This window comes from Staphylococcus sp. GDY8P196P (assembly GCF_017891705.1).
Taxonomy (GTDB): Bacteria; Bacillota; Bacilli; order Staphylococcales; family Staphylococcaceae; genus Staphylococcus; species Staphylococcus ureilyticus.
Genome location: NZ_JAESJS010000009.1, coordinates 66218 through 78981 on the forward strand (window position 1 = coordinate 66218; position 12764 = coordinate 78981).

Sequence of the window (12764 nt, forward strand, 5' to 3'; positions counted from 1 at the left end):
AACAAACAGGAGGAATTTAGTTATGAGTAAAGTAATAGGTATTGACTTAGGTACAACAAATTCATGTGTAGCAATTTTAGAAGGTGACGAACCAAAAGTTGTTCAAAATCCAGAAGGTGCTAGAACAACACCATCTGTTGTTGCATTTAAAAATGGTGAAACTCAAGTAGGTGAAGTTGCTAAGCGTCAAGCAATTACTAACCCTAATACGATTCAATCTATCAAACGTCATATGGGTACTGAACATAAAGTAGATGTAGAAGGTAAATCATATACACCACAAGAAATATCTGCGATGGTATTACAAAACCTTAAAAGTACAGCAGAAGATTATTTAGGTGAAAAAGTAGAAAAAGCAGTTATCACTGTTCCTGCATACTTTAATGACAGTGAACGTCAAGCTACAAAAGATGCTGGTAAAATAGCTGGCTTAGAAGTTGAACGTATCATTAACGAACCAACAGCAGCAGCATTAGCTTATGGTTTAGATAAAACTGAACAAGACCAAAAAGTCCTAGTATTTGACTTAGGTGGCGGTACATTCGACGTATCTATTCTTGAATTAGGTGACGGTGTATTTGAAGTACTTTCTACTGCAGGTGATAATAAACTAGGTGGAGATGACTTTGACCAAGTTATTATCGATTATTTAGTAGCAGAATTTAAAAAAGAAAATGGCGTAGATTTATCACAAGACAAAATGGCATTACAACGTCTAAAAGATGCAGCTGAAAAAGCTAAAAAAGATTTATCAGGTGTTTCTCAAACACAAATCTCATTACCATTTATTTCTGCAGGTGAAAATGGTCCATTGCACTTAGAATTAAGTTTAACACGTTCAAAATTTGAAGAATTAGCTGATTCATTAATCAGAAGAACAATGGAACCAACGCGTCAAGCTATGAAAGATGCTGGTATTAGTAGTTCTGATATCGATGAAGTTATTTTAGTTGGTGGTTCAACAAGAATCCCTGCTGTTCAAGAAGCTGTGAAAAAAGAAGTGGGTAAAGATCCTCACAAAGGTGTTAACCCAGACGAAGTAGTAGCAATGGGTGCTGCTATCCAAGGTGGCGTTATCACTGGTGACGTTAAGGATGTAGTATTATTAGACGTAACACCTCTATCATTAGGTATTGAGATTATGGGTGGACGTATGAATACATTGATTGAAAGAAATACTACTATTCCGACATCTAAATCACAAGTGTATTCAACAGCAGCAGATAATCAACCAGCAGTTGATATTCACGTATTACAAGGTGAACGCCCAATGGCTTCTGACAACAAAACACTTGGCAGATTCCAATTGACTGATATTCCACCAGCTCCACGTGGCGTACCACAAATCGAAGTAACTTTTGATATCGATAAAAATGGTATCGTTAATGTTACTGCAAAAGATTTAGGTACTAATAAAGAGCAAAATATCACTATTCAATCAAGCTCTTCACTTTCTGACGAAGAAATCGATCGTATGGTTAAAGATGCTGAGGAAAATGCTGAAGCAGATAAACAACGTCGTGAAGAAAGTGATTTAAGAAACGAAGCAGATAGCTTAGTATTCCAAGTTGAAAAAACAATTACTGATTTAGGTGAAAACATCAGTGAAGATGATAAAAATAATGCAGAAGAGAAAAAAGAAGCTTTAAAATCTGCGCTTGAAGGCGAAGATATTGATGATATTAAAGCTAAAAAAGAAGAATTAGAAAAAGTAGTTCAAGACTTATCTGCTAAAGTTTACGAACAAGCTGCTCAAGCACAACAACAAGCACAAGGTGAACAAACAAATGGTTCAGATGATAGCAATGTTGAAGATGCTGATTTCACAGAAGTGAACGAAGACGATAACAAAGACGATAATAAATAAGTTTAGTTATTAATTGCTATTAAAAGCAAAATATGACACAATTGCTTAGCCAAATTAAGTCAAAGTCAATTGAACATTGGCTTTGACTTTTTCCTTTTTAATAAGTAATTTAATCCATCGTAAAAGGAGAGATAAAAGTGGCCAAAAGAGATTATTATGATATCTTAGGTGTCAGTAAAGACGCTTCTAAAGATGAAATAAAAAAGGCTTACCGTAAATTATCAAAAAAATATCATCCTGACATCAATAAAGAAGAAGGCGCAGACGAAAAATTTAAAGAAATCTCAGAAGCATATGAAACATTGAGTGATGAAAACAAACGTGCAAATTATGATCAATTTGGTCATGATGGACCACAAGGTGGTTTTGGCGGCCAAGGATTTGGTGGTCAAGACTTTAGCGGTTTCGGTGGTGGCTTCGAAGATATATTCAGTTCATTCTTTGGTGGTGGACGTCAAAGAGACCCAAATGCACCTAGAAAAGGTGATGACCTACAATATACAATGACTGTTACCTTTGAAGAAGCCGTATTCGGTACAAACAAAGAAATTTCAATTCGCAAAGATGTAACTTGTCATACCTGTGATGGCGAAGGTGCTAAACCGGGTACTAAGAAAAAAACGTGTCATTACTGTAATGGTTCAGGACATGTTGCAGTAGAACAAAATACGATTTTAGGTAGAGTTAGAACTGAAAAAGTTTGTCCAGTATGTAGTGGTTCTGGTCAAGAATTTGAAGAACCTTGTCCAACATGTCATGGTAAAGGTACTGAAAATAAAACAGTTAAAATTAATGTGACAGTACCTGAAGGTGTAGATAATGAACAACAAATAAGATTAGCAGGTGAAGGTGCACCAGGAGAAAACGGTGGACCACAAGGTGATTTATACGTTGTATTTAGAGTTAAACCATCTGAAACTTTTGAAAGAGACGGCGACGATATTTACTTTTCACAAGATATTAGTATTGCGCAAGCAACGCTTGGTGATGAAGTCAAGGTTCCAACCTTAAAAGGTCATGTAATGTTAACAATTCCTGGCGGAACACAATCAGGTAAACAATTCCGTCTTAAAGAAAAAGGCGTCAAAAATGTTCATGGATATGGTTATGGTGACTTGTTTATCAATGTAAAAGTTGTTACACCTACTAAGATAAATGAACGTCAAAAAGAATTGTTAAGAGAATTTGCTGATATTGATGGTGAATCATTAACTGAACAACCATCAAATTTTAAGGACAAAGCAAAAAGATTCTTTAAAGGAGAATAAAAAAATGAACTGGACTGAAATATCAATCACTGCAAATCATGATACGATACCTATTATTTCTAATATTTTAGAAGAATTCGGGTCAAACGGGGTTGTTATCGAAGATTCATTAGATCTTCAAAATGGTTTTGCTGATAAGTTTGGTGAAATTTATGAGTTAAACCCTGATGATTACCCAGTTAACGGCGTAAGGGTTAAAGCTTATTTTAATGAAATGAAGTATACTCAAGACTTTAAAAAAGATCTGATTCATGAAATTAAAAGCATTGAATCTTTGGATACAAACATATTTGAATATCAACAACAAACGATTCAAGAACATGACTGGGAAAATGAATGGAAAAATTATTTTCATCCTTTTAGAGCTTCTGAAAAATTTACGATTGTTCCAAGTTGGGAAACCTATCAAAAAGAAGACGAAGCAGAAATGTGTATTGAATTGGATCCGGGAATGGCTTTTGGTACAGGAGACCACCCAACCACTAGCATGTGTTTGAAAGCGATTGAACACTTTGTAAAGCCAGATGATTCAGTGATTGATGTTGGTACAGGTTCAGGTATACTTAGCATTGCATCATATTTATTAGGAGTAGAACGCATAAAAGCGATTGATGTAGATGAAATGGCTATTAAAGTTGCGAAGGAAAACTTCGAAAAAAATAATTGTGTTAAAGCAATTGAAGCTGTGCCAGGTAATTTACTAACAGAAGAAACTGAAAAATTTGATGTCGTTATTGCGAATATTTTAGCTCATATTATTGAAGAAATGATTGAAGATGCTTATAATACTTTAAATAAAGATGGTTATTTTATAACTTCTGGTATTATAACAGAAAAGCATGAAACAATTTTAGCACAGATGAAGCGTGTTGGGTTTAAAATCATTTCTATTAATCATGAAAACGGTTGGGTATGTATCGTTGGACAGAAAGTGAGAGATTAAGCAATGCAGAGATATTTTATTGACCAAAACGCTGATGTAAATCAGCGTTTTTTTATTACTGATCAAAGTGATATACATCACATTACAAATGTAATGCGATATCAATATGACGATCAAATTATTATTACTTTTTCAGATCAAAAAGTTTATAAATGTAAAATTGAAAATATAACTATGGATCAAATCGAAATTGTATTAATAGAAAAAATGGATATCAATACAGAGTTACCACAACATGTAACAATTTGCAGTGGTTTAATTAAAGCAGATAAGTATGAATGGATGATACAAAAATCAACAGAGTTAGGCGCAAGCCAATTTATTGCTGTTGGTATGCAAAGGTCAGTTGTAAAACTTAATGAAAATAAAGTAACTAAAAAATTAGAACGTTGGCAAAAGATTATAAAAGAAGCTGCTGAACAAAGTTATAGGCTAATTATTCCAGAGATAGAGTATAAGTCGAATTTAAAGGAAATCTATGATATTATTGATGAATATGATTATGTATTGATTGCTTATGAAGAATCTGCTAAGTGTGGGGAAAAAAGTACTTTTAAAGCAGTTGTTCAAAAATTTGAACCTGGTGATCGTGTGTTAATCATTTTTGGACCAGAAGGTGGTTTGTCTGAATCAGAAATTAAGTTATTTGGAAGTTCAGCATATCAAATCGGTCTAGGTCCTAGGATATTAAGAGCTGAAACTGCACCTTTATACACATTAAGTGCTGTAAGCTTTCAAAAAGATTTATTGGGGTGATATTTATGTCAACGGTTGCATTTCATACATTAGGATGTAAAGTGAATCATTATGAAACCGAAGCAATTTGGCAATTATTTAAAGAAGCAGAATACGAGCGTGTTGACTTTGAAACAAATGCTGATGTATTTGTTATCAATACATGTACGGTTACGAATACAGGTGATAAAAAAAGTAGACAAGTTATCAGACGTGCTATAAGACAAAATCCAGACGCAGTTGTATGTGTTACAGGTTGTTATGCACAAACATCTCCTGCTGAAATTATGGAAATACCTGGTGTAGATATAGTGGTCGGCACACAAGATCGAACGAAGTTAATCGGTTATATCAATGAGTTTAAAAAAGAAAGACAACCAATCAATGGTGTAGGAAACATCATGAAAAATCGTACATATGAAGAATTAGAGGTTCCATACTTTACAGACAGAACAAGAGCTTCATTGAAGATACAAGAAGGATGTAATAATTTTTGTACTTTCTGTATTATTCCTTGGGCACGTGGATTAATGCGTTCCAGAGATCCTGAAAAAGTGATAGAACAAGCAACAACACTTGTGAATTCAGGATATAAAGAAATTGTTTTAACTGGTATCCATACAGGTGGATATGGCCAGGATTTAAAGAATTATAATTTAGCACAATTACTACGTGATTTAGAAACGATAGATGGATTAGAACGTATCAGAATTTCATCAATTGAAGCCAGTCAATTAACGGATGAAGTCATTAGTGTAATTGAACAGTCAAACAAAGTTGTGCGTCATCTGCATATTCCTTTACAATCTGGATCTGATTCAGTATTGAAGAGAATGAGAAGAAAATATACTATGGCTCATTTTTCAGAGCGATTGACGCGTTTACATGAAGCGCTACCTGGATTGGCAGTTACAAGTGATGTCATTGTTGGCTTCCCAGGTGAAACAGAAGAAGAATTCCAAGAAACATATGATTTTATTGTTGAACATCAATTTTCAGAACTACATGTATTTCCGTATTCTTCTAGAATTGGTACACCAGCTGCAAGAATGGATGACCAAGTGGACGAAAATATTAAAAATGAACGTGTACATCGTTTAATTCATTTAAGTGATCAACTGGCTAAATCATATGCATCTAAATTTGACCAAGAGGTACTTGAAGTCATTCCAGAAGAAGTTGGCAGTGAGCAAGGGACTTTAATAGGTTTTGCGGATAATTATATGAAAGTTCAATTTGAAGGTGATGAATCACTGATTGGCGAGCTTGTAAATATTAAAATTACTCAACCTGATTACCCAATCAATCATGGGGAGTTACTAAGAGTAGTGGATCATGCTACCAATACAACTGAACATTCAATTACTGTTTAAATTTTAATGAACAATGATTTAACTGCAAACATCTTTTGATGGTGTAAAATGAATCATGAAATTAAAATTTTACTAATTGACCACATTAATCAGATATATTATACTAATTAATACATGGTAATTACCGTGTAATGATTATAAAGTTTCGTTGATATTTGGAGGGAGGGAAATACACATGTCTAAAACAGTAGTCAAAAAGAACGAATCACTTGAAGATGCGTTACGTCGTTTCAAACGTACAGTTTCTAAAAGCGGTACAATTCAAGAAGTACGTAAACGTGAATTTTACGAAAAACCTAGCGTTAAACGTAAAAAGAAATCAGAAGCTGCACGTAAACGTAAATTCAAATAATTAATTGTTTCGTTGACTCCCTCAACACCAACATTAATTATAAACCATAATAGCCTTAGTTGTTTATTCAGCTAAGGCTATTATTTTTATATGTTAAGAAAGTGACTATCTATAATCCTTCTCCTTATACAATGATGTCATAAACATTGAAATAACATGATACATATTTAAGAAAACAACCACGTTTACATTATGAACAAATATTAATGTTTACTTCTTTTACAGTAGATTGAAAAAGACTATATTTATATTTCTAGCATTTAATTAAAAATGAATAACATTATGAATTTTATTGTGTAAACGGTATAATCATATATTTATTTCATGTATAATTAAATTGAGAGTGAGGTGATATAGTGATTCCTTCGATAAGCAATATACATACAATCTTTTCAACTAGACTTGTTGAAAACGGAAACTGGATAGACAACGTTTCTAACTTTATTGTTAGTCCAATAGGTGCTTTGATATTAACTTGTATTATCTTCTTAGGCTTTTTGTATCAGTTATATTCAAATAGGATAAATATTATCGGAATTATATCAACATTAGCGTTATTCATCTTCTTTTTAGGATTTTTTATAAAAGGCGATGTTAACTTTTATTCAGTTGTCTTATTTGCTATTGGTGTGATATTCGTCATTATTGAATTATTTGTAGTAGGTGCAATTATAGGCATTATAGGTATGGCATTAATCGTTTTTAGTATTGTTACTTTAGGTGACAATTTAGTGTACATGATTGCTAATGTTGTCGTTGCCTTAATATTATCAATCATAGAGTGGGTGATACTTGTGAAATTTTTCAAACGTAAAATACCGTTTTTAGATAAAGTTGTATTGAAGGATTCTACAAATGCAGAAGCAGGTTATACATCACATGAAGATCGCTCTCATTTAGTTGGAGAAGTTGCAGTTACATCTACAGATTTAAGACCAGCAGGAATTATTATTTATAACGATGAACGTATCGATGCAGTTTCAGACGGTTCTTTTATATTACGCAATAAAAAAGTAACTATTCTTGAAGTTGAAGGTACCCGAGTTGTTGTGAGAGAAATAGAAACATAAAGGAGAATGAGTATGATTGGAATTTTAATTATAGCAGTTATAGTCGTAATTGCATTATTGTTATTATTTTCATTTGTACCTGTTGGATTGTGGATTTCAGCAATCGCAGCGGGTGTAAAAGTAGGCATTGGTACCCTAGTAGGAATGAGATTACGTAGAGTTTCTCCACGTAAAGTAATATCACCTTTAATTAAAGCGCATAAAGCAGGATTAAACTTGACAACAAATCAACTTGAATCACATTATTTAGCAGGTGGTAATGTTGATCGTGTTGTTGATGCAAATATCGCTGCACAAAGAGCAGATATTAATTTACCATTTGAGCGTGGTGCAGCTATAGACTTAGCTGGCCGTGATGTGTTAGAAGCTGTTCAAATGTCTGTAAACCCTAAAGTAATTGAGACACCATTTATCGCTGGTGTAGCTATGAATGGTATCGAAGTTAAAGCAAAAGCAAGAATTACAGTACGCGCAAATATTGCAAGATTGGTCGGTGGTGCTGGAGAAGAAACAATTATTGCACGTGTTGGTGAAGGTATTGTATCTACAATTGGTTCTAGTGAACATCACACACAAGTGCTTGAAAACCCTGATAATATTTCTAAAACAGTTTTAAGTAAAGGTTTAGATTCAGGCACAGCTTTCGAAATCCTATCGATTGATATTGCAGACGTAGACATTAGCAAAAACATCGGTGCAGACTTACAAACTGAGCAAGCGCTTGCTGATAAAAATATCGCACAAGCAAAAGCCGAAGAACGTCGTGCAATGGCAGTAGCACAAGAACAAGAAATGAAAGCAAAAGTACAAGAAATGCGCTCTAAAGTTGTTGAAGCGGAAGCAGAAGTTCCACTAGCTATGGCCGAAGCATTGCGTTCAGGAAATCTTGGTGTGAAAGATTATTATAATCTGAAAAATGTTGAAGCAGATACTGGTATGAGAAATTCTATTAACCAACGTACAAAAAAAGAAGATGATGAATCACCGGAATAATAAATAGGGGTGATTAAATGAATATAGGTATTATTATCTTTGTAGTATCTGTCATTTTTACAATAATTGGAGCTATTAACGATGATAGTCATAAAAAACGAAAAAAACAACAACCGCCATCTAACAAACAGCCAAATCAATCTGAAGCACCACCACAAAAACGTGGTTTCCTTGAAGAAATCGGTAAAACATTTTCTGAGTTAGAAAAACAATTTAATGATGGTCCTTTTTCTCAAGAAGAACATACACCAAAGCAGAATAAACCTGCTGAGACACGAGCTGAAAAGATGGAAACTGAGACACCTCAACAAGAATCATCATCAGCTCCTAAACATAATGAAACAGAAGCTGAAAAAGTAAAACGTGAGCAAAAGCAACAAGATGATAAACTTCAAAAAGAGCTTGAAGCTGATTTAATGGGTCAAATAGAAGACGTGCGTAATGAGATTGATCGTGAAACTGAGAAAAAAATACAAAGAACTGAGAAAAAAGCACGAGATATTATTTCTGATAAATATTTATCAGAGAGAACTAAGCGTTATCGTTTAAAACAGTTAATGAATGCGCATTCTGTTCAAAGCTCTGGCACAAATGCTCAATATAGATTTGCAGATGATGAAGTTGTTAATGGCATTATTTGGTCTGAAGTTTTAGAACGACCAAAACAATTATAAATTTATTTAAACTCAACTTATAAAGTTAGAATCTTGACTTTGTGAGTTGAGTTATTTTTAATTTCAAAGTATTTAATGCTTGATAAATTTCACGCAGTCTATCACAATGCTTTGCTTTACATAAAAATAACAATTAATGTCAATTTTTAATTCACTTTGAAATAATATGAGATTATTTCATGATATAATAATATTGAAGTTGCAGTATGATTTATTCAAATTATTATTTTTATAATAATGCTTATTTCATATCATGCATCATAATTATTTTTTGTAACTTAAAATCTAATAGGATAAAATAATAGAAACGAATATATTTGTAAAGGAGCAACTATATGCCTGGAATTATTCAAATAGATGACATCAATGAAGCACAAGCACTCATTGGTAACAATGATGAAAATCTAAAATCAATAGAAGAGGGATTTGATGTCATAATACATGCTCGAGGACAAGAAATAGCCGTTAAAGGTGAAAAAGTTGAGCATGTAGAACAAGCAGAATCAGTACTAATTAATTTATTGAAAGTCATACAGCAAGGCGTTACAATATCGCTCAAAGATGTAGAAGCTGCTGTTAAAATGGCAAAAAATGGTACGATTCATTACTTATTAGATTTATATGAGGACGAAATTACTAAAGATGCGTTTGGTAAAACAATAAGGGCTAAAACTATGGGGCAAAGACTTTACGTCAATGCTATGTATCATAATGACTTGGTATTTGGTGTTGGACCAGCAGGTACTGGGAAAACATTTTTAGCTGTTGTTTATGCTGCCAAGCAATTACGAAAGGGTAATGTTAAACGTATCGTCTTGACTAGACCTGCAGTAGAAGCTGGGGAATCATTAGGATTCTTACCTGGTGATTTGAAGGAGAAAGTTGATCCTTATTTACGTCCATTATATGATGGTTTAAATACCGTTTTAGGAAGAGAACAAACTGCTAGATTTATCGAGCGTGGTGTTATAGAAATAGCACCGTTAGCATATATGCGAGGGAGAACGCTTGATGATGCATTTGTTATTTTAGATGAAGCACAAAACACTACACATGCTCAAATGAAAATGTTCTTAACAAGGTTAGGTTTTGGATCGAAAATGGTTGTTACCGGTGATAAGACACAGATTGATTTACCTAAAGGTGTTAAAAGTGGTCTTAAAGAAGCAATAGCAAAGTTACACAATGTAAAAGGTCTAAGTATCCATCATTTAGACCAAAACGATGTTGTGCGTCATCCACTTGTAAGTAAAATAATTGATCGCTATGAGGGAGAAGAATAAATGTTCACAATAGATTTTAATGATCATACTGAATTAGTCGATAAAAAATGGTTTAAGCAAATAGACGACCTTCTTTCTTTTGCAAAAGAACAAGAAGGCATAGAAAATGATGCCGAATTATCTGTGACATTTGTAGATAAAGTGGAAATTCAACAAATTAATAAAATGTATCGAGATAAAGATAAGGCGACAGATGTAATATCCTTTGCATTAGAGGAAGATGAACCTGAAATCAGTGGGTTAGATATACCAAGAGTACTCGGAGATATTATCATATGCACTGAAGTTGCTCAATCACAAGCAGATGCATATGGGCACTCTTTTGAAAGAGAACTTGGTTTTCTCGCGCTTCATGGCTTTTTACATTTATTGGGTTATGATCATATAAATGAAGCTGATGAAAAGCTAATGTTTGGTCGACAAGATGAAATTTTAAATGCTTATGGATTGCCAAGAGATTAGAGATAGTTATGAAACGTTTTAAGTACGCTTTTCAAGGTTTACTGGTCCTCTTTAACAAAGATAAAAAGTTTTTAATCCACATTATTTTTGCATGTTTTGCAATTTTACTGAGTTTTTATTTTAAAATAAATATAGTTGAATGTTTTTTAATCATCATCGCTATAGGATTTGTGTTAACTTTTGAAGCCATGAATACAGCACTAGAATATGTAGTGGATTTGATTACAGATGAATATCATGAACTTGCAAAGAAAGCTAAAGACACTGCAGCTGCTAGTGTTATGCTTGCTTCGATAATTGCGTTGGTAATAGGACTTATTGTTTTTTTACCATATTTTATAAAATAGAAAATACGATTTTTAATCTATCTATATATTAAGCAACATTTAGTTTGGAAAAATACTATAATAATTAAAAATTGAATAGGAGTGTTAAATTATGGCTTACCAACCCGATTATTTCAAGGAAGTAAGAACAGCACAAAGCAAAGCTTATGCGCCATACAGTAATTTTAAAGTAGGTGCGTACTTAATTACGAAAGATGGTAAAACTTATCACGGCGCAAATGTAGAAAATGCCGCTTATCCATTAGGTATATGTGCAGAAAGATCAAGTCTGGTTGCAGCTATTGCTGATGGATATCGACCTGGCGATTTTGAATCAATCACTGTAACCGTTGATGCAGAAACACCTTCTTCGCCATGTGGTTCTTGTAGACAGGTTTTAAAAGAACTTTGTGATGACGAAATGCCTGTATATATGACTAATCACAAAGGTGACATGATTCAATCTACAGTTAGTGATTTATTACCTCTAGGATTTTCTGGAAAGGATTTAAAATAATGACAGCACATAAATCAGGATTTGTAACAATAATTGGTAGACCTAATGTAGGTAAATCTACCTTTGTTAATCGCGTCATCGGACATAAAATTGCTATTATGTCTGATAAAGCACAAACGACAAGAAATAAAATTCAAGGTGTCATGACTCAAGAAGATGCACAAATTATTTTTTTAGATACACCGGGTATACACAAACCTAAACATAAATTAGGCGACTATATGATGCGTGTTGCAACAAACACACTATCTGAAATTGATGCCATTATGTTTATGGTTAATGTTAATGAAGATATTGGTCGAGGCGATGAATACATAATGGAAATGTTGAAATCAGTCAAGACACCAGTGTTTTTAGTGTTAAATAAGATTGACCTCGTCCATCCGGATGAGCTCATGCCAAGAATAGAAAAATATAAAAAATATATGAATTTCACCGAAATTGTCCCTATATCTGCTTTAGAAGGATTAAATGTTGAGCATTTTATCAATGTTATTAAATCATATTTACCTGAAGGGCCAAAATACTATCCGGATAATCAAATTTCTGATCACCCAGAACAGTTTGTAGTGAGCGAACTCATTCGTGAAAAAATATTACACCTAACGAATGAAGAAATTCCACATGCGATAGGCGTCAATGTTGATCGTATGATTAAAGAAGATGAAGAACGTGTGAGGATTGAAGCAACGATTTTTGTAGAACGTGATTCACAAAAAGGAATAGTGATTGGTAAAGGTGGTAAAAAACTTAAAGAAGTAGGGAAAAGAGCACGTCAAGATATTGAAGGCTTGTTGGGGTCTAAAGTGTACTTAGAACTATGGGTAAAAGTTCAAAAAGATTGGCGAAATAAAGTAAACTTTATTCGTCAAATGGGCTATTTAGAAGATCAAGATTAAGT

14 protein-coding genes are annotated in these 12764 nt (G+C 33.3%); all 14 read left to right on the forward strand.

Annotated elements, in window-relative coordinates; all coding sequences use genetic code 11:
• Nucleotides 1-22 precede the first annotated feature (22 nt).
• The 14 genes from dnaK to era all read left to right on the forward strand — a co-directional run bounded on the left by dnaK (nt 23) and on the right by era (nt 12762).
• Complete coding sequence (gene dnaK, locus KA814_RS04785) at nt 23-1867, forward strand: molecular chaperone DnaK (RefSeq protein WP_064208890.1); 1845 nt, start codon at nt 23-25, stop codon at nt 1865-1867.
• A 137-nt stretch (nt 1868-2004) separates the two neighbouring features.
• Entirely contained in the window at nt 2005-3135 is a 1131-nt protein-coding gene (gene dnaJ, locus KA814_RS04790) for a molecular chaperone DnaJ (RefSeq protein ID WP_046208138.1), read from the forward strand.
• Nucleotides 3136-3139: 4 nt separating this feature from the next.
• Entirely contained in the window at nt 3140-4078 is a 939-nt protein-coding gene (prmA, locus tag KA814_RS04795) for a 50S ribosomal protein L11 methyltransferase (RefSeq protein WP_064208891.1), read from the forward strand.
• A gap of 3 nt (nt 4079-4081) precedes the next feature.
• Complete coding sequence (locus tag KA814_RS04800; RefSeq protein WP_064208892.1) at nt 4082-4834, forward strand: 16S rRNA (uracil(1498)-N(3))-methyltransferase; 753 nt, start codon at nt 4082-4084, stop codon at nt 4832-4834.
• A gap of 5 nt (nt 4835-4839) precedes the next feature.
• Complete coding sequence (gene mtaB / locus KA814_RS04805; RefSeq protein ID WP_210122681.1) at nt 4840-6186, forward strand: tRNA (N(6)-L-threonylcarbamoyladenosine(37)-C(2))-methylthiotransferase MtaB; 1347 nt, start codon at nt 4840-4842, stop codon at nt 6184-6186.
• Nucleotides 6187-6361: 175 nt separating this feature from the next.
• Nucleotides 6362-6538, forward strand: a complete 177-nt coding sequence (gene rpsU, locus KA814_RS04810) for a 30S ribosomal protein S21 (RefSeq protein ID WP_002483157.1) — start codon at nt 6362-6364, stop codon at nt 6536-6538.
• A 377-nt stretch (nt 6539-6915) separates the two neighbouring features.
• Nucleotides 6916-7608: an NfeD family protein gene (locus tag KA814_RS04815; RefSeq protein ID WP_371090943.1), complete on the forward strand. Its 693-nt coding sequence runs from the start codon at nt 6916-6918 to the stop codon at nt 7606-7608.
• Between the two features lie 6 nt (nt 7609-7614).
• Complete coding sequence (gene floA / locus KA814_RS04820; RefSeq protein WP_026034799.1) at nt 7615-8601, forward strand: flotillin-like protein FloA; 987 nt, start codon at nt 7615-7617, stop codon at nt 8599-8601.
• A 17-nt stretch (nt 8602-8618) separates the two neighbouring features.
• The gene (locus tag KA814_RS04825; protein ID WP_064208894.1) at nt 8619-9275 is read left to right on the forward strand and encodes a hypothetical protein; all 657 of its coding nucleotides are present in this window, start codon (nt 8619-8621) and stop codon (nt 9273-9275) included.
• 335 nt (nt 9276-9610) lie between these two features.
• Nucleotides 9611-10558: a PhoH family protein gene (locus KA814_RS04830; protein WP_046208145.1), complete on the forward strand. Its 948-nt coding sequence runs from the start codon at nt 9611-9613 to the stop codon at nt 10556-10558.
• Nucleotides 10559-11020, forward strand: a complete 462-nt coding sequence (gene ybeY, locus KA814_RS04835; RefSeq protein WP_064208895.1) for an rRNA maturation RNase YbeY — start codon at nt 10559-10561, stop codon at nt 11018-11020.
• Between the two features lie 8 nt (nt 11021-11028).
• On the forward strand, nt 11029-11367 hold the full coding sequence (locus KA814_RS04840) for a diacylglycerol kinase family protein (protein ID WP_064208896.1): 339 nt from the start codon (nt 11029-11031) through the stop codon (nt 11365-11367).
• A 91-nt stretch (nt 11368-11458) separates the two neighbouring features.
• Nucleotides 11459-11863 (forward strand): cytidine deaminase, encoded by a 405-nt coding sequence (cdd, locus tag KA814_RS04845; RefSeq protein ID WP_046208148.1) that lies wholly within the window; start codon nt 11459-11461, stop codon nt 11861-11863.
• Entirely contained in the window at nt 11863-12762 is a 900-nt protein-coding gene (gene era / locus KA814_RS04850; protein ID WP_046208149.1) for a GTPase Era, read from the forward strand. The genes cdd and era overlap by 1 nt, the downstream gene beginning before the upstream one ends.
• Nucleotides 12763-12764 lie beyond the last annotated feature (2 nt).